Origin of the sequence: Fulvivirga sp. M361, assembly GCF_007097395.1 — a bacterium.
GTDB lineage: Bacteria > Bacteroidota > Bacteroidia > Cytophagales > Cyclobacteriaceae > Fulvivirga.
The window spans coordinates 30,307-49,737 of the sequence record NZ_VKDC01000023.1 but is presented as its reverse complement, the minus strand read 5'-3'; the positions used below and the strand labels follow the sequence as shown (position 1 = coordinate 49,737).

Sequence of the window (19,431 nt, the reverse complement as noted above, 5' to 3'; positions counted from 1 at the left end):
CTTAGCCTTTTTTTATGTCAATAAATAATAAAGAATGACGGAAGAATTTAAACAGGCAATCGAAGACTCCAAGACATTAACAAAGCGTCCATCAAATGAAGAACTTCTACAGTTGTATGCTTTGTATAAGCAAAGTACAGAAGGAGATACTACTGAAAACAGGCCTGGAGGCTTTGATTTCAAGGCGATTGCAAAATATGATGCCTGGGAAACGTTAAAAGGTAAAACACGTGAAGAAGCCATGGAAAGTTATGTTTCTTTGGTGAAAGAACTTATCCGTAAATACGCATAGGTGCAGTTGTTCTATCAGCCTGATATTGCCAAAGGTGCTGACTATTTAAACTCAGAAGAATCAAGACACTGCATTAAAGTGCTTAGAAAAAAAGTGGGTGATGAGGTCACCATCATTGATGGTATTGGCAACTTTTACACTTGTCGTATTACTGAAGAAGACGCCAGAAAATGTAAGTTTGAAACACTGTCCACACGTCAGGAAACTAACAAAGCTCATTTTATACACATTGCTATCGCTCCTACCAAAAATATGGAGCGGCTGGAATGGTTTGTAGAAAAAGCCACTGAAATAGGTATAGATGAGATTTCATTAGTAATATGTCAAAACTCAGAACGTACTGTGATAAAAAACGAACGCCTCTTCAGGAAAGCCGTCTCTGCTATAAAACAATCTATAAAAGCCACATTACCCAAAATTAATGAAGCGGTAACATTCAAGCACTTCATCCATTCCGTTCATTGTCAATCGAAGTATATTGCTTGTGTAGATTTCGAAAATACGAAAGATCTTTTTTCAATGAGTCGGCCTGGTATGAATAATTGTGTTCTTATTGGTCCTGAAGGTGATTTCTCTCAGGAAGAAATAGAATCATCCAAAAGCCTGGGTTGGCAAATGGTAAGCCTCGGCCAGCATCGACTAAGAACAGAAACGGCAGGCCTTGCGGCCTGCCATATCTTGAATTTGGTGAATTACCAATGACATTACTACTCTTTAATCACTAGCTTTCTATTGATCTTCTTTCCTCCCTGTTCCATCGTGAGGATGTAAATCCCTTTTCTCACACGTTCGTTAGGCATTATTTTAATTTCAGCGTCTATTTCACCTGGTTCTAACAGGTTTTTATAGAGAACCCTTCCGTTCAGATCATACATTTGTATTAGTAAAGAACTGTTTTGATCTGCCTCCAACTTAATATTTATGTTGTCCTCGGTTGTAGGATTAGGGTAAGTGCTAAAGGAAAGCTTTTTACTACCAGAAGAAATAGAAAGTTTCACTATAAAACGTGTTTCATTAAAAACAGTCTCAGCACCATCAATATCCACTTGCTTCAAACGGTAATAACTCAATCCAGGCAATGGGTTAATATCTATGAACTTATACCTGGTGGCCTGTTCAGTTGTCCCCTGTCCATCGATCACTTTTAAGGTAGAATAAGTAATACCATCCGGTGAGCGTTGAACTTCAAAATAATCGTTATTTATTTCAGAAGCTGTTTCCCATTCGAGATGATTATCATTACTTACAGTTTTGCCCGTAAAGGAAGTCAAAGTAATAGGAAGAGGGTTGGCTGCATCTCCGGAACCAAGGGTAAATATTTGCTCGCTAAAACCTACTGTAGATATAGCCGAAAAAGTACCTGCGGACTGTGTATGACCTCCGCTGAAGCTTGTACCGCCAAGGTTATCCCAGGAAGTTAACCCATCGTTCCAAACCATAACTTCAAGTTCTTCTCTCTCTGAAGAGGTAGCTGATACATCACTAGCCATCCCCCAGCTCAGTCCTACCCTTGCAGTAACACCGGAGGGTGCAACATTTCCATCGGAGATCACCCAATGTTCGCCACTGGAAAGGGTAGCAATGTTTGCCACATCTGTTGGGGTTAAATTGTCCACCACTGCTTTGGTAGTAGCAGCTGTTTCAAAGTATTGAGCCTCCCATGTAAGGCCTCCCGTAGAAACAGCACTAACACTGGATGGTCGCCAAAAGGTAGTGCTTCCTGTTGGAAAGTTGAAACTCGAACCTGAAATAACCTTTCTTATTTGTCCATTAACATAAGAATTAACCTGACCGGTTGGTGGACTAAAATTAGCTGAAGCCCCCATTTGTATGTAGCTACCACCTCCCATGGTAATCACCCCTGAAGTAAGGAAAACCAGATTCTCCACTTCAACATTTCCACCACTAACAGCCATACCCGCAGGGTTGTTAATTAAGAGCCTATGAAAAGAATTTGAACTAGTGAAATCACCTGTCAGTTGTTGTGAAGTTGAACCGAGGAAATTCACCCTACCTATTCCGGAACCTCCATCAAAAACAGCTGAGGTACGAGACATGTTTCCTAAAAGATTAATGGTTGAAGTACCGACATTAAAATTACCTGAGGTCAGGTTTAAATTATTGGTCACAGAAGTTATTCCTCCCGTGTTACCATTATAGACCCCTCCATTCACATTCAAATCATTACGAACCACAATGATTCCATTGTTACTGTTGAAAGTACCATTAGACACATTAAGGTCATTAGATACAATGATGATCCTGTTATTCACATTTTCAAATGTAGGGCCGTCTAATGTAAAATCTTCACAGATTGTAATGTTGTTATTAGCTAAACTACGGTTGCCACTCCCCGTTATACTAAGACTTCTAAGGGTGGTAATGCCTGACATAACGCTGTAGCTACCGGTACCTGCATATTCCAAAGAACCTCCTGAACAACTTAAAAAATTACCTGAAAAGGCAGGTAAATTAGCATTGATACCATCGCTCGTAATACGAAGCGTTCCCGTACCTGATAATTCACCCAATCGATGATTAGTTGTATTATCCACTTCCAATATACCACCTGACTGAATTTCAGTCCGATAAAAACGAATGTTATCTACATTCAATCGTAGGGTATTACCTGATGGTACAATGACCACCGCACCACTGGGGGGTGATCCGGCTCCATTAGGCAGTGGTATATCATAAACCTGCTGATCCACATCTCCACCACCGCTAACAGCTGTATAAGTAACTACATTATCAGGAATAGCATCATCGAGCCCGGCAAAATAGTCACCGGTGATGCCATTGTCAGTGGCCATCCCAAAATTAAAGGTGATTATATCATTCACCTCATCAACAGATGTAACATCAAATTTATTGATCTCATCAGTAGGATTGTTAAAAGAAAGGATCCGTGCGGCGATGTAATCATTCTCTTCAAAGTTGATTCCTGGCTGATTTGCCAAGGCTTGAGAATTATCATAACCAAAACTCATATCTGCCGTTAAGCCGGTCACTCCGCTCGCCATAACAGTCCAATAATATTGCAAAACGTTGTTGACATCACCAGTCGTTAATGTATTGATACCATCATTTATTGTAGGATGAAATTCATTGGCCGGACGGACAGTAATAGTACCGTTTGAACTGCCGAATGTGTTGCCAGGCGTACCAAAGTCAAAAGAAACCGGTGTATAAAATGATTGACCAACAGGAAAGGTAAAATCTGTGCTAAAACCTGCTGCAAATTGCTTACCAATACCACTATCTACAAACGAACTATTCGTTTGGATCATATTAGTAACTGAAAAGGGATTTACCGGTGTGATGCCTGCATTTATTCCGAACAATATAGAAGCACCTCCTACACTAAATACACCACTTTCCAGTCTCAGCCCACCATTAATATTAAAATTGTAGCCATTGCCATCCGGCACAGTCACTCCATTAGAGTTGTTAACAGATATAACACCAACTGTACCTGTACCTGAAGCACTTCTTCTCAACTCTTGATTTGAAGCCCCTGCAAATACTAACCCCAATCCACCAACACTTATATGAGTGCCATCTATTACGGCATCAGCAGCCAGATTTATACTGGAACCATTGTCATCGAGGACGCCTTCCGAAATAGTAAATAGGTCTGCTACATCAATTGAATTTGTCAAACTCAAGGTACCTGAACCCTGTTTTGTAAACCTGAAGAACGTATTGGTACCACTTCCGCTAATGCTCTGATTAGTACTCGTATTAAAGATAGTTTCATTGCCTTGAGCATCGTAGGCACCGTTATTTACGAAATCACCACCCACCGTCAGTGTTAAGCCACTACCGTTTAACGTAGCATTTGCGGCTATCGATAATTGGTTGTTTATCGTAAGTGTATTGATATTCAAATTTGCAGAAGGAGAGTTTGTGCCGTTTATGGTCAGGTTCTCCAGCGCTATGGTCGAGTTAATTCTAAAATCTGTCTGCCCGGCAGGTGTATTTCCGTTAAAAATCGTGATGTTAGACCCTGTCACATCAGATATGTCCGGATCAAGAAACAATGCCGCAATGGAAGGTGTAGTTTGATGTCTTTCAATGGTTAGTGTTCCCCCTGTATAGGTAAATTCGCTGCCTACATTATAGATCTGTAGCATTCCCCTGGTACTTTCAGGTCCTGCCTGAGTTCCTATTCTTACATCTCCACCTGTTTGTCTATACTTTAGGATACCGGTGTTGGCTGAGGTAATCGGTCTTATTTGAGACCCTACATTCAATGTGCCCGAAGATATTTCTAATATGGCATTACCTGACGCTGAATACTCAATATAATTATTACCATTGCCCACAGCATCGTCCATGTTAACCGTACCACCATCAATAATCAAACAACCATCCAACGCTATTCCTGAATCATTTCCGGAAACATTAACCGTCCCTTGGGTAACTTGAAGACCACTTGAAGCAGGTATGGTAAAATCATCTCCACCTGTTGTAAGATCTATATTAATACCGGCATCGTTAAGAATTAAACTACCATTCTGCAATACCAATGCTTTGTTTGCACCATCTGTTTCTCCATTCAATGAAAAGGACTCAGAGATGGTAAAGGTGGTGGTTTTGTCAGACCCTTTATTAACTATCAAACGATACAAACTCATCTCAGGATTGTTGGTCCTGGTATAAACACCGTTTGTGGTTCCAAACAATTCTAATTCTACCTGGTCTCTGTTTGCACCGGCATCAGAATATAAATTAATCCGTCCAGTATTTTGATTTATATTCCCCCCTACTCGTAATCTGCTTATGGTAATGTCAGCTGCACTATTATTATCAAGTACAGATATTTCATCGTTATTATTATCCATATTAATGTCACCCTCAATGGTCAACGTGCGACCGGGGCCATCCTGTGGAAATTCCACTTCATCACCATCATCGTTAACCGTCATATTCAAATCACCACCCACTGTAATGTCTCCGGCAGCCGTATTGCTTAACCTTAAAAATGCTCCTTGCCTTATAGTGAGATTTCTTTTGATTGTAATATCATCTTGAAATACCAACCTTCTACCATTGCCACCCTGCCCTTTAATATTTACATTAGGAAATACAACCGGAAAGGAAGAGGGCATAAATACAGAGGTATTATTATTGGAGTATAGGTCAAAATCAAACCTGGCGAAAGTCTCATCGGCAAAAAGACCGAAATCACCATTGATATTGGCGTTTATTACTGTTGAGGATGCAGGATTAATGTTGCATGGACTGCAATCTAGCTGAACATTAAAAGACCCATTACCTTCTACCGTACCAAAAGTCACATCATGAGCGTTATTGGCTTGAATAATTAATTGAGGCTGAAAGGATTCATCATTAGTAACAAGGACACCATTTGAATTTTCAACCGTCTCTGAAAATATCAACTTAGCCGCTTCAGTATCGGCATTCACAAAAAACCAATGCGCCCGCTGTACATTATCTACAGTCGATGTAGGGTTCGATAATCCAAAAGCCATAATAGCGATATCACCGGCTTGAGGGAAAGTACCTGTATTAGTACCGGAGAAATGACCTACAGTAGACCATCGCGATGACTGATTCCATCGATCCTGATTGCCAAAATTGGTATCATTACCATTATTAACGGTGGTAGAATAATAAATGGTAGGCGCTCCTACAAACCTCCCTGACTGCCCGGCGGTATAGCTCGCTGCTTCCAATGTGAACCCTGTGTCTGCAGGCCCGTTGAAAGTTAAGATATTATTTACGTCATCTACTCCTTCATTTTCGGGTATACCATCATCTTCGAAGTTCCGTGTGAAAGGGTCAACCTCTAAGACCTTCCCGGCTACGAAGGAAGCTTCATTAGTAGATCCATCAAGATCATTATCATAATAGGTAAATTGATATTCTACTGTAGGCAGTGTAGCAAAACCTTCAAAGTCCACTCTCCAGTAATAGGACAAAATATCACCTCCTGAAGCTGCGGTTGTAGCCAATGTATTATCTGCTGGCCGGATAGTGATATATCCGTCATCAGTTGCACTACTAATAGTAACCTGGGCAGGTGTGTATTTTGAATTCCCACCACTTAATGCGGCATCTAAACCATCTGTACCTGTACCAAAAGGAAAATTGAAAATAGCATCTCCATCCTCAGGGTCTAGTCCAGTAGCTGGAATATACAGGCTTAACCCTCCATCAGAAGTTTGTCCATTAGTGATGAACATGTCTTCAACAGAGAAACATCCACCACAGGAATTCCAATCTGCCCTATCGGCCCTTAAGTTTATGTCTAGAGCATCAATTTTTAAATTATGCTCACCCAATCTCATTCTTCCAAAGCGATATTGAAATCGTTCTATGTATACATCACTTGTCAACTCTACTATATCATTATTATTATTAAATCGAACATTGCCGAACCTACTAGTATCAGCGGTTACCAATGTAATAGGTTGATCTGTCAGCTTAATGAAATCATCGTTACCATTTGATTGGTTATTAGCGGGATCATACACTCCAAGAACATCATAGTTCACTAACGAGTCTGAGAATACTCTTATACTATGTTGGCCGTTGTCAACTGTTCCACTCAGAACTTTGAATGCATCGCCACCAATATTTATCAAATTATTAGTTGAACCAGTGGGTGAACCTTTGCCTGAAGCAAGTGAAACGGTTCTATTCGTTGGCTTGTTTATGATAAGGTTCCAAAACACTTGTTCATCACCTGAGCCACCCGTCCTGTTTTGAAATGATAACAACGAATTATCCGTACCGTTGATTGTCGTTGTATTCGGTTTGGCCACATCATATACATAATCACCCGTGGACTGTATAATAAAGTCACTCGCTATTTCCACATCAAAACCATTATGATCAAAGGTGATACCATCTTCAATCATCAGGTCGTTAAGAACTCTTAAATCAGGAGTGTTAATTGTAGTCACGTTTCCACCTGTTCCTGAGGAACCATTTATCAGATCTACCTCGTTTCCGGTGCCTGATGTATATCGCATGATCACATTCCAAAAAGGAGACAATGAGGTCACTTTGAAATCGTCGTTCCTATTGATCTCCATGACTACCGTACCTCCTGTTATACTCTGATTGCTCTCGCTACTGGCTATAAATATTCCTCCTGTATTTGATCCCGTACGTGCACCGGAAACATTCAACGTACCCCCCGACATATTGAATGTATTTCCGGGATAGGTCAGACTAAATACATAATAGCTGGTAGAAATGTTATTGCCGGTTACATTGACGGTACCACCACTTTGCGTGTAACCACCAATATTCTCTACACCAAGAACTGATGTTCTGATCTGGTTAACCGTCATCGTACCTCCTTCTACTATGATATTGCCGTTATCTCTCGTAGTAATCCCACTGTTCACAGGCGCATTAAGAATTCCCGCACTTAGTTGTACTGTACCATAAGGCACGATGGCTGTACCTCCTGGCTTTTCGGCCGAACCCCCATTAACCCATAGTCGCGCCGATTCCGGAATATTGTAGTTACCCGTATTATTAAGCACAGGAACATCAACATTCGTATTAAGACGAACAGTTCCCCTTAACAATCCTAAATTATTTTCATTTGTAGTCAACTGTGCCACTGAGGAATGTCCATAATCTGCCGGACCAAACAGGTTGAAATTAGCTGCAACAGTCGCATTGATATCTAAAATGTAAGTCTGATCAAGCCCCTTATCAATTTCTATTCGATAAAAGTTGGTAACACCGTTACAATTTATGGTTTGATCACTCGAACCACTCAAAAAATTGGCATCAATAATACCATCTGTAGCCTCAGCGCCATAGTTTGGCACACTCCTATTTGTAAATTCTGCACGCCCGTTATTCGTAAAATCACCATAAAAATTAAATTCATGCCTTACATTAGCCGTACCAACATTTAATTCTCCGGCAGCATCAATTTGAACAGTGCCGTAAGTTGTCATAGACAAGGACGTAGTCGCACTATTATCATTGATCTGTAAAATGCCATTGGATACCGTCAAGTCACCGTTTAAACTGTAATCAGCCAGTAAAGTGGCTACACTTGCCGCATTATCAAGACTTATCTCTACATTATTAAATGACCGGTTGTTATCCAAATTCAGGCCTGCACCTAGGATTTCTACTGTACCTCCTACTATAGAGTCCGCGAACAATGTTGTATTACCTGTTGGAAAGTTATCATTAGAAGACCCATCCCCTTTTATCGATATTACACCATTGCCGGAAATGGCAAAATAATTATGATCAGATGTATTTTCGATATCCAGTCTCCCATTGACAGTAAGTGTAACGGCATCACGGTTGTTATCGGTCATTGTGACTGTCCGTCCCGATAAAATCGTCACATTATCACCTGGTTGAGGCACTCCTCCGCCAGTTGGTTCTCTAAGCGAACCATTGGAAATGGTGGTCCAGGTAAGAGGATCATTCCAATTTCCGGATTGAAAAGAATACCAATTATCCGTAACTAATTGCGTACCTCTTCCTACTGTATAATATCCTGATGGCATACTCAAATTACCCAGATCAACCACTAATTGGTCTCCATTTTCGATCACATAGGTACTTGCCAGGACCCTGGTATAATCATCAGCAGTAGTTGCCCGATATAATAACACATAATCAGAAGCACTTCCTATCGGTGCCAGACCTGCCGTACCAAAATCGAACCGCATTTCCACAGAAACATCTCCCGTCGCTTCCAAAAACCAACTACGTGCCCAACGATCGGTGATGTCAGGGTCAGTTATATTCGCTGTTACATTATCTGCATGGACTGTGTTATCATGGGCTAACATGATAAACTCATTCGCACTATTGAGCGACCCGTTCGCTTCGGATACCTGCAAAGCATCACTAAAACCTGAACTGCCCAACTTGTTAGTTCCATCTCCGGTACCTATTCCCATAAAATCGTTCACAAAAGCAGCATCAAATCCGGCAGCAGTACCAAAAAAGTCATTGGTTATAGTGATACCATATTTCTGGCTCAAGTAATTTTCTACAATCAAACGCTCACCATCATTAAGGGCTTCCCTGTAAAAAATCAACTCCGCTATGTGGCCATTGTAATATCTACCATCATCATTGTTTAAAGCTCCTAAAATTAAATTTGAATTAGTGTTACTTATATTTCCCGAAGTGCTATTGGACCCCGAAGCGTCTGATTGTAAATAAATTTCTTGTAATGTGCCTGAATATCTATTACTAAATATATAGTCTGTAGCCGTGTTTAAACCAATAGTAGAAGCCAGACGCCTGTTACCACCATTATGTACATCGAAATTCAAACGAGACGATGAAAACGTAAACGCACTGTAGGTCTGTTGAGAACCAGAACTATTTCGTTTGGAATATATTGCTCTTGCCACACCATCAAGTATCGGATTATAAATAACACCTATGACCGTTATTCCACCCAAAGCGTTATCCAAGTCAGCATTGTCTGGTAAAGTCAGATAACGTTCCGTACCATCAAACAGGGCAACATTATGATTAGCACCGAACAAGCCATTGGTTTCAAAAAGGGGTGTATTATCAGCACCTTGTTGAACTAAATCGTTGCCATTACCACTTAAATCAGGCCAGGTAGCAATAGCCGCCCCATCGGCTAGCCCCAGTGTACTTGCATCTAACCAAATGATATTTTCCTTTTGCCCATTGGAGCCATCAAAGTTACCCACACCAGCAGGACCGGTCTGGGCCCAACCACTCATATACGACGTCATTATCAAAAAAGTACCTAACATGGCTGTCAGGTTCTTACTCAAAAAAATCTCCATACTCGTTCTACTGTTTATGCTAGATGACATAATATTCATCAATTAAATAATCATGATATGTCAAAAATTGTTTAATTAGGTTCGCTATGTCGTTTAAACTCCTTAGTTTATCTGCTGCACTGTATTAACGTAACCACCGCAATACTTCTAAAAAAAATGAATAATTATATTAAATCTTTGTTGGGTTATAAGAAAAATAACGTATTTCTCTCTACGTATAACAACCTACTTTTACCACATTAGTTACTCATAATCAATACAATACTGTAATAATCTGACATAATTACTCAACTTACAAGTAGAAATTAAAGAATATGGTACTGAATTATATATGGCTGGCGTTTTTCCTTATTGCTTTTGTCACTGCATTGATCAAATTAATAGTTTTCAAGGACTTAAATGTATTTCCGGACATTGTTACCTCCACTTTTGACATGTCAAAAACAGGCTTTGAAATATCGCTCTATTTGACAGGAGTTATGTCATTATGGTTAGGGCTAATGAAGATAGGGGAAGAAGGTGGCATGGTGCGTATACTTTCAAAACTGATCGGACCTTTTTTCAGTCGCTTGTTTCCCGAAATACCAAAAGACCATCCTGCCAACGGGGCCATCATCATGAACTTCTCGGCGAACATATTAGGCCTTGACAATGCCGCCACACCGTTAGGGCTAAAAGCCATGAAAGAAATGCAGGAACTTAACTCAGACAAGGACACAGCTTCCAACGGTATGATCATGTTCCTGGTATTGAACACATCAGGACTCACCATCATACCTATATCCATCATGCTGGATCGTTCCCTACTTGGAGCAGCCAACCCGACAGATGTATTCGTCCCTTTATTATTAGCTACTTTCTGCTCCAGTTTTGTGGGCCTGATTACAGTCGCCATTTATCAAAAGATCAATCTGTTCGATAAAATTATTTTAAGCTATTTGGGTGGATTTACCTTGTTTATATCGGCCGTAGTTTACTATTTTTCGACACTGTCACAAACCGAATTACAGCATGTCTCTTCAGTAGCCAGTACACTTATTATTTTTTCTTTGATCATATCTTTTTTGCTGCTTGGCCTGCGGAATAAGATCAACCTTTACGACACTTTTATTGACGGAGCAAAAGAAGGCTTTCAAATTGCGGTGAAGATCATTCCTTTCCTTATTGCTATACTTGTGGGTATTGGAGTATTCAGGGCATCCGGTGCCATGGACTTTCTTATAGAAGGCATTAAAATGATTGTTGGCGCCACCGGCTTTAACACTGATTTTATTGATGCGCTTCCCACGGCTATTATGAAACCATTGAGTGGAGGCGCTGCCAAGGGTATGATGGTGGAAACAATGAAAACCTATGGTGCTGACTCTTTTACAGGGCGCTTGTCAAGTATGTTCAGAGGAGCTACAGAGACTACCTTCTACATACTTACTGTATATTTTGGATCAGTCAATATTAAAAAGATCCGATACGCCGTAAAAGCAGGTTTGATAGCAGATCTGGCAGGCATAATTGCAGCAATATTTTTTGGTTATATGTTTTTTCATTAAGACCGAATTCCTATATTTCGCAGCTAAAGACAACTTTTGATGAGTGTAGACAAAAAAACAGAAATCCAAAAAACCATTTATGACAATGCCAAGACACACTTTCTTGGCAATTTTCCAGATAACTTGCCAATAGAACAGGCTTACGTCCATATAGGAATGTACTTAGGCTGGATTATAGACAACAATCTATATTCGGAGTATTTTGAAGATGAGGCTGAGGTACAGATTTTCAGATTTAAAAGAAGAGAGATCTCATGTACTATTCTGAGTGAGATTTGGGATGGTTATCTGGGTTATGAATTATTCAACAAACAGGGTAATATGTTCACATATTACTATTACGGTGGTGGATTATACCGAACTGATTACGATGAAGAGTTGGTCAAGAAACTACCTTCCATTTATCATGTAAAAGACACATGGGATAATTACGAATACATGAAAAACCGTATTAATCTCAGATTTAAAGATTGGAAAAAACTTATAGGTTAGAACTTTTTCTTAAACACCTTTGAGTAAAAAAGGTTGGATTAATCATTACCTGATCATTAATCCAGCCTTTTTTATTGAATACAATCCCTCTATCCCACTACTGCACCTTGCCCTTTTTATCAAATACTATTTGATCGGGTAACGCTTTATCTCCTTGATAGTTTTCAAGGTCATAATCAATGACCACATTCCCGTCGCTGCCTACTTCAAGTGATTTAGGTGAAGTATCTAAAACAAAGCTCGTCTCCCAGGCCAGACCGTCTGAGGCGTAGACTTTACACAAGTCAGCCAGGTAAGTTTCCTGTTCAGGCATAGGTGCATAAAACATCAAATGGAAAACCTGCTCGGAGTCATCCTTGGTTACAATACCCTTTAAATCGGTAAAGTAAGTTTCCTGCATATATTCTTTTCTAACTTGAAAATACACCTTACTCTTAGGCTCCTTAGACTTTGTGATCAGTGAAAAATATCCTTTTACAGAATCCGGAGAAACTAAACGCAATCCGGTGGTAAAATTTTGCTCTATAACCATAGGCAAGTATTGGGTAGTAAGATTTGGCATAATTGAATCAATTTCAAATAACGGGATGGAGTCTACTTCATCAATCAACCATTTAGACCGTTCGGTGATACTTTCCAATTCATTTTTTTGTTTCTTAAGCTCATCATTTGTATAACTTTCCTGAACACTAACAAACTGTGCCAACCCGTCTTTCCCATCAAATGAATTTGACACGAATTGTTGATAATACTCCGACTCTCCTTTCCAATTAAAATTGGCCAGGCTTTTAACCAAACTATCGTAAGCACTTAATTTCTCAAGTTTTTTCTGCAATACTGCTACCCTGTAGTCCAGGTCCACACTATCCTCATAATCGCTGTGGATCATCAATTCGGACAGGTAAGTTATTTCACTTTCTTTAACATCAAAAATACGGATGGGAAGCGGATCAGGATCTATTTTCATTAAACGTTTCGCCAGATCTTCATGACCTTTTATCAAATCTGCAGTGGCAACAAAGCTACTGATCAATCTATCTTTTAACTTCACTAAAGCTTCATCATAGGTCACAAGCTCTGCACGCAGTGGATATATTTTTTCTGTGATTTCCTTTTCTACTAAATCTATCCATTTCTCATAATCCCAAAGATCTATCTTATCAGAGGTAAAATCAGCCGCAGTGATACCATCTTTTTCATAACTTTCCAGTGGCATCAGATTGATTATCGGGTCATATCCGGCTTTTTCAATATCGTCCAGAACAGTCTTAACCTTACCCGCATTGATAATAGCTTTGTTTGCGTTTTTATTAATGCTATCCAGTTTTACTTCCAATATTTCACTCGCCTTTAAATAGAGCGCCTTTTCCGTAGGAAAATCGTTTTTAATTTTTTGAAAGTCTTCCTGAGCCCTTGCATAAGCGCTTACTGCTCTTTCAAGGTAACCTTGAAGCTCTACAATCAAGGTGTTTCTACGAGTGAGTGACTCAATCTTTTTATCCCATTGGTATTGTATATCAGAAAGCTTCACGCCTACCTTACCTGTCCTTACATCTCTCCTTTCATATTGAGCATAATATGTATCGTTTTTTTTCAACTCTTTTTCCGTAAGCAAACCACGCGATTTCCGATAATAGGTGATGGCTGTGTCTGTAAAATGTATTACGGTCTGAGGTTCTTTCAATACGTCACTTTTCATCGCCTGCTGCTCCATATAAACTGCCAGTTGTACATTGGCATTTGTATTAAGAGCACCTTTTGCATCTGTAAGGTAATTTCTCAACAGCGGTATAGCCAGCTCATACTGGCTGGATTCAAGTAGAGGATATAAGTCCTTATACTTGACTTTTTGTGCCATTAATTCTGAACTGAACGAACTTATAAATACCAGGAAAAGAAGAAGCCTTTTTTTCATATAGACCATTTACTCAAATTGCAATGTACTAATTTTAAGTTAGTTGTTAAAACGTCCCTTAAGAATTTGGAGCTTCTCCTGGAGGTCACCACCTTGATTGGAATTATCACTTTTCTTTGATCGGGTTGGTCTGGTCGGCTGTTTTCCAAAAGGGTCGCTTTTCATAGATAATGCAATCCTCTTTCTATTGATATCTACTTCAACTACAGTCACCTGTACTTTTTGCTGAACACTTACTAATGCTGCCGGGTCTTTTACAAAGCTGTCAGACAAGTGGCTTATGTGTACCAAACCGTCCTGATGTACTCCAATGTCAACAAACGCACCAAAGTTTGTTACATTTGTAACTAGTCCAGGGAGTTTCATTCCTATCTGTAAATCGCTCATGGTATTCACACCTTCTTGAAATTGGAAGACTTCAAAGGCCTGCCGGGGGTCCCTGCCAGGCTTGTCCAGTTCTTTCATAATATCGTTTAGTGTAGGTAACCCTACCGTTTCACTCACATATTCTTTCAAATTCACTCTTGATCTGAGCGAGGAGTCACGAACCAGGTCCTGAATAGAACAGTTTAGATCCCTGGCCATTTTTGCTACAATAGCATAGCTTTCCGGATGGACTGCAGATCTATCCAGGGGGTTCTCAGCATCCCGAATACGTAAAAAACCAGCAGCCTGTTCAAAAGCCTTCTCTCCCAGTCGGGCTACGTTGGTAATAGATTTCCGGTCTTTGAAGGGTCCGTTTTCATTTCTATAATCTACAATACCTTTAGCAAGCTGAGGCCCGAGGCCGGATACATAAGACAGTAATTCTTTACTGGCGGTGTTAAGCTCCACTCCTACCGAATTCACACAACTCATAACAATATCGTCCAACCCCTTTTTCAAAGAACTCTGGTCAACATCATGTTGGTACTGGCCTACTCCTATGGATTTAGGGTCAATTTTAACCAGTTCAGCCAAAGGGTCCATTAACCTTCGCCCAATTGACACTGCTCCGCGTACGGTAACATCGTAATCAGGAAACTCTTCCCGCGCCACCTCAGAAGCCGAATAAACAGACGCACCGCTTTCATTAACCATCAATAGCTGTACAGCCTTAGAAAGACCAATCCCTTTTACGAAACTCTCTGTTTCCCGACTTGCTGTACCATTGCCAATAGCAATAGCTTCCACATCATATGCTTCACAAAGGTGTTTTATACTTTGAGCAGAGGCCGCCACTTTTTTTTGAGGTTCATTGGGGTAAATAGTATCATTCACCAATAATTTACCTTGTTCATCAAGTACTACGACCTTACACCCTGTACGAAAACCAGGGTCGATCGCAAGTACTCTTTTTTGCCCCAGTGGCGCTGTCAATAGTAATTGCCTTAAGTTTTCAGAAAATACTTTTATAGCCTCTTCATCGGCATTTGCTTTAGAAAGCAATCTGATTTCTGTTTCCATTGAAGGTTTGAGCAAACGCTTATAAGCATCTGACACAGCTAACTTAACCTGATCAGCTGCACTACCAACTCCGTGCACAAATCGTCTTTCAAGCATACTGATGGCATGATCTTCATCCGGCGCAATATCCAACGTCAGAAACATTTCCTTCTCGCCTCTTCGCATAGCAAGTAAGCGGTGTGATGGTGTTTTGCGGATCGGCTCTGCCCAATCGAAGTAGTCCTTGAACTTCTGACCTTCCTGCTCCTTCCCTTTAATTACTTTCGACGCAATTGATGCTTCTGACTCAAAAAGTTTACGCATCACCTTACGACTCTCCTGGTTTTCATTGATCCACTCTGCAATAATGTCTCTGGCACCGTTTAATGCATCGTCTATCGAAGTGACTTCTTTTTCAGTATTGATGAAACGTGCTGCCTCTGCATTCAAATCAATAATCTTTTGTTCATAAACAAGCTTGGCAAGAGGTTCCAGCCCCTTTTCTCTCGCCATAGACGCCCTGGTCTTTCTTTTAGGTTTATATGGCAGGTAAATATCTTCTAACTCCGCTAATGTTTCTGCCTTCTCAATCTGCGCTTCCAATTCCGGGGTTAGCTTTTCCTGCTTTTCAATAGACTTGAGAATAGCTTCTCTTCTTTTATCAAGGTCTCTTAACTGAATGATCCGGTCACGTACAGAAGCTACAGCCACTTCATCCATACTACCGGTAATTTCTTTCCGGTATCTGGAAATAAAAGGAACGGTAGCCCCTTCATCTAAAAGCTTTACCACCGATACCACATGAGAGGTTTTCAAACCAAATTCTGACGCAATTCTATTAATGTTATCTTTCATTCAATTAACCTGATTATGCTTTTTTGAAATAACCGCAAACTTACTATCCTTCATCTATGAATCCATAGATTGCCGGACAAATTGTAAGCAAAGAAGCAAAAGGAAAGTTGTTTTTTGAAATGACCATAAACGCACTGAAATCCAATGAAATGTCCACCTTTAGACATTCATTTCGCTTGTTAAGCTTTACCTTTGTTATACTATGAAGCAAAAAATAATCAAAGAATTAAAGAGCTGGGGGATCATAGTCGTTCTTTTCCTCACCCTTTACTTATCGGGATTACATACGGAAGTGGCTGCTTTTGCTCAGCGTATCATACTTTCTACCGGACTAATAGCACCTGATACTGAACTTAGCATAGAAGAAAAAGAAGACGTAGACTACAACTTCAAACTTCAGGACCTGGAAGGAAATGTGGTGAGTCTATCAGAGTTTAAAAATAAAGTGATTTTTCTGAATGTTTGGGCCAGTTGGTGCCCCCCTTGTATTGCTGAAATGCCCAGCATACAAAGCCTTTATGATAAAATTGATAATGACGACATTATTTTCATCATGCTTTCAATGGATAAAAAATCTGCAAAAGCCAAAAAATTTATAGATCGAAAAAAATATACATTCCCGGTCTACACAGCTGCAAGCAAGGTTCCCGATGTCTTCAGAGCACCTTCTATACCTACCACTTACGTCATTTCAAAAGAAGGCAAAATTGTTTCAAAAAAGGTAGGCATGGCTAACTATGACAAGAAGTCTTTTTTGAAATTCTTAAACAAGCAAACTGCTTCTACTGATTGATCAAAGAGAATCTTTCCTTGTATTCTATTTCTGTTGTATAAGAGCCGTTTTCAACTTCTCTACCCCTGAAGTAGCCTTATCTTCTATTAGCGTGAGATTGGTGTAATGACCCATATCAGGTATTTTTGGATCGATAAGGTATTTGGATATTTCAGGCGCCACGTAATCAATCAAACTAGCCGCAGGATAAACTAAAAGTGATGTGCCCGCTACCACAAAAAAATCACACCCGGAAACTAACTGAGCCGCAACTTCAATCATTGGTACCATCTCACCAAACCAGACAATGTTAGGCCGAAGTTGTGATCCTTTCTCACAAAGGTCTCCAATATTTAACTGCCAGGAATCCATGGAGTAGATTAAAGAAGGGTCTGCCGTACTACGTGATTCGAATAACTTTCCATGAAGGTGGATTACATTAGAAGACCCTGCTTGTTCATGCAATTCATCTACGTTTTGGGTAATGATAGTGACGTCAAAATGGTCTTCCAGTTCAGCGAGTCCTATATGTGCTTTATTCGGTTTCGCATTCAGTGCCGCTTTTCTACGTTGATTGTAAAACTCTAACACTAACTCCGGATTTCTGCGCCAGCCTTCGGGAGATGCCACCTCCATTACATCGTGTCCTTCCCATAACCCATCTGCATCCCTAAAAGTGGCTATTCCACTTTCAGCACTCACTCCGGCACCTGTCAAAACTGCTATTTTTTTCATTTCTGCTAAATGTAAACGTAATATGCCCCTTAAGCTCCACAGGTTCTGGCATACCTACCTGTTATTTCTTGATCCTTATACCTGTTTTGAACACAATAGGGTTATCATAAACACCGTTCTGGTTGTCATGTAAAAAGTTGTATGTAATGATAGCCTGCATCTCTAACCACTTGGCCACATTAAATTTACGTCCGATACCCAACAATAAAGTTTGGTCCCACACACGTTTCTCCTGATCTTGCTCCTGTATCACTCTGCTTAGATTCTCACCCTCCAGGTATCCAAAGAAATTTCTAAATACCATATGATTAACGAAAAGACTATATCCATAAACACTTTTCTCACTTGCCCCTACTCCACTTTTGCTACCTTCAACCCGTGCGCGATAAACACCTGTAACACCCACCTCAAATAGCTTATTAATTTTATACCCGACTACTGGTGAAAGGTCAATATGTATTGGATTTGTTCTGCTAACGTTAAAGTTACCTCCTAATACCAGTCTTTTTCCCAATGGTTCATCCTTCAGAGAAGTTCTTTTTTTCGCTGTACTCAGGTCATTGCTGTTGGGCACATAACTATATTTTTTCTTCAGGTCACTCATTTTAGATTGAACTTGCTGTATTTTATCTGCATGCTTTGAGATATACTCTTTGGCATGTGAAGTCATTTTTTCTTTAAGCTGCCTTTTAGCCATGGCTTGCTTCAACTCTTGTTGCGTATTCTCCAGCTGGCTTTTATAGTCCTCCAGCTTGCCCAATTCACCCTGGTCACCTAACTCGTCAAACCCTGCTGTATTCTTCAATATTTCACCAGCCTCACTCTCGATTTGTCGGGTCATATTTGCTCTTCCGGCTGAGTCCAATGAGATATCGGGTATTTGCACACCGGTTTGGTCTTCCAAAACTTCTTTTGATTTGATTTTAACCTCTTTAGCTATTGTATCAGTTAACGTGGAATCTAAGGAGACATCAGGTAGGTCTGTTTCAAGTTCATCCTCTAACAGCGCTTTTGACCTGACTTTAGTCTCTGTACCCAGTGTTTCTGTAAGCGTAGAATCCAGTGAGACACCGGGAAGATTGATTCCGGCATGTTTATCCAATTCCGTCTTTGAATTAGCCTTTAATTGATCCTTGGCTCGTTTTACTGTTAATGAATCAGCTTTGAAACCTGGTGGTAGTCCTACCTGCCTGTTTAATGAGTCAGAAACGGTGTCAAGCAATCTCCTTTGTGTGCTTTCCGGCAAAGATATGTCCTGGCCTGAGACAACCTCATCACTCACTTTACCAGGCACAGTAATCACCTTTTGTGAACTATCTATAGAATGATTTCCAGGTTTGTTTTTCAGTGAATCAAGGGAGGAGCTTTGTTTTTCCCCGTAAGTCTTTCTAAGGTATTTTTCGTACTTTCTTAGCTGCCTTTTTTTGCTCTTGATCTTCTCTATTTTTTGACGATACTCTTCAGGGAGTTTGTCAAAAGATTGAGCGCCTGCAGCGTTGACTGCAACCAGGAATAGTGTAATATATAGGAGGTATTTCATTAAGAGTATAAATATAACGCTTAATGAAATACATTTGTCACTTTTATCAGTGACACTGAAAAAA

At 40.1% G+C, this 19,431-nt stretch carries 10 protein-coding genes; 5 read left to right on the top strand and 5 right to left on the bottom strand.

What is annotated here, in order from left to right:
* The first annotated feature begins 34 nt into the window (after positions 1–34).
* A complete protein-coding gene (locus FNH22_RS21605; protein ID WP_143400531.1) occupies positions 35–292 on the top strand; it encodes an acyl-CoA-binding protein in 258 nt (85 codons plus the stop codon).
* The gene (locus FNH22_RS21600) at positions 293–994 is read left to right on the top strand and encodes a 16S rRNA (uracil(1498)-N(3))-methyltransferase (RefSeq protein ID WP_143400530.1); all 702 of its coding nucleotides are present in this window, start codon (positions 293–295) and stop codon (positions 992–994) included. It abuts the gene before it with no gap.
* Between the two features lie 5 nt (positions 995–999).
* Here the strand turns inward: FNH22_RS21600 and FNH22_RS21595 are convergent, their stop codons facing one another.
* Positions 1,000–10,086, bottom strand: coding sequence for a T9SS type A sorting domain-containing protein (locus FNH22_RS21595; protein ID WP_185154341.1), 9,087 nt, complete (start codon positions 10,084–10,086; stop codon positions 1,000–1,002).
* 314 nt (positions 10,087–10,400) lie between these two features.
* Between FNH22_RS21595 and FNH22_RS21590 the strand changes: the two genes are divergently transcribed.
* Both FNH22_RS21590 and FNH22_RS21585 read left to right on the top strand, forming a co-directional pair.
* On the top strand, positions 10,401–11,633 hold the full coding sequence (locus FNH22_RS21590; protein WP_143400528.1) for a nucleoside recognition domain-containing protein: 1,233 nt from the start codon (positions 10,401–10,403) through the stop codon (positions 11,631–11,633).
* A 39-nt stretch (positions 11,634–11,672) separates the two neighbouring features.
* Complete coding sequence (locus FNH22_RS21585; protein WP_143400527.1) at positions 11,673–12,125, top strand: hypothetical protein; 453 nt, start codon at positions 11,673–11,675, stop codon at positions 12,123–12,125.
* Between the two features lie 97 nt (positions 12,126–12,222).
* On the opposite strand, the gene FNH22_RS21580 is transcribed toward FNH22_RS21585, so the two are convergent.
* Together FNH22_RS21580 and FNH22_RS21575 are read right to left on the bottom strand one after the other, a co-directional pair.
* Positions 12,223–14,040, bottom strand: coding sequence for a hypothetical protein (locus FNH22_RS21580; RefSeq protein ID WP_143400526.1), 1,818 nt, complete (start codon positions 14,038–14,040; stop codon positions 12,223–12,225).
* A gap of 39 nt (positions 14,041–14,079) precedes the next feature.
* Entirely contained in the window at positions 14,080–16,320 is a 2,241-nt protein-coding gene (locus tag FNH22_RS21575) for a Tex family protein (protein ID WP_143400525.1), read from the bottom strand.
* Positions 16,321–16,522: 202 nt separating this feature from the next.
* Here FNH22_RS21575 and FNH22_RS21570 point away from each other — a divergent pair, with 202 nt between their 5' ends.
* The gene (locus FNH22_RS21570) at positions 16,523–17,113 is read left to right on the top strand and encodes a TlpA disulfide reductase family protein (RefSeq protein WP_185154340.1); all 591 of its coding nucleotides are present in this window, start codon (positions 16,523–16,525) and stop codon (positions 17,111–17,113) included.
* 24 nt (positions 17,114–17,137) lie between these two features.
* Here FNH22_RS21570 and FNH22_RS21565 read toward each other — a convergent pair whose 3' ends face one another.
* Together FNH22_RS21565 and FNH22_RS21560 are read right to left on the bottom strand one after the other, a co-directional pair.
* Positions 17,138–17,827, bottom strand: a complete 690-nt coding sequence (locus FNH22_RS21565) for an NAD-dependent deacylase (RefSeq protein ID WP_143400524.1) — start codon at positions 17,825–17,827, stop codon at positions 17,138–17,140.
* A 61-nt stretch (positions 17,828–17,888) separates the two neighbouring features.
* Complete coding sequence (locus FNH22_RS21560; protein WP_143400523.1) at positions 17,889–19,367, bottom strand: hypothetical protein; 1,479 nt, start codon at positions 19,365–19,367, stop codon at positions 17,889–17,891.
* Positions 19,368–19,431: the final 64 nt, after the last annotated feature.

Coding starts and splice junctions, on each gene's coding strand:
- FNH22_RS21605 (WP_143400531.1), top strand. CDS start 35: ATGACGGAAGAATTTAAACAGGCAATCGAAGACTCCAAGACATTAACA.
- FNH22_RS21595 (WP_185154341.1), bottom strand. CDS start 10,086: ATGGAGATTTTTTTGAGTAAGAACCTGACAGCCATGTTAGGTACTTTT.
- FNH22_RS21590 (WP_143400528.1), top strand. CDS start 10,401: ATGGTACTGAATTATATATGGCTGGCGTTTTTCCTTATTGCTTTTGTC.
- FNH22_RS21585 (WP_143400527.1), top strand. CDS start 11,673: ATGAGTGTAGACAAAAAAACAGAAATCCAAAAAACCATTTATGACAAT.
- FNH22_RS21580 (WP_143400526.1), bottom strand. CDS start 14,040: ATGAAAAAAAGGCTTCTTCTTTTCCTGGTATTTATAAGTTCGTTCAGT.
- FNH22_RS21575 (WP_143400525.1), bottom strand. CDS start 16,320: ATGAAAGATAACATTAATAGAATTGCGTCAGAATTTGGTTTGAAAACC.
- FNH22_RS21570 (WP_185154340.1), top strand. CDS start 16,523: ATGAAGCAAAAAATAATCAAAGAATTAAAGAGCTGGGGGATCATAGTC.
- FNH22_RS21565 (WP_143400524.1), bottom strand. CDS start 17,827: ATGAAAAAAATAGCAGTTTTGACAGGTGCCGGAGTGAGTGCTGAAAGT.
- FNH22_RS21560 (WP_143400523.1), bottom strand. CDS start 19,367: ATGAAATACCTCCTATATATTACACTATTCCTGGTTGCAGTCAACGCT.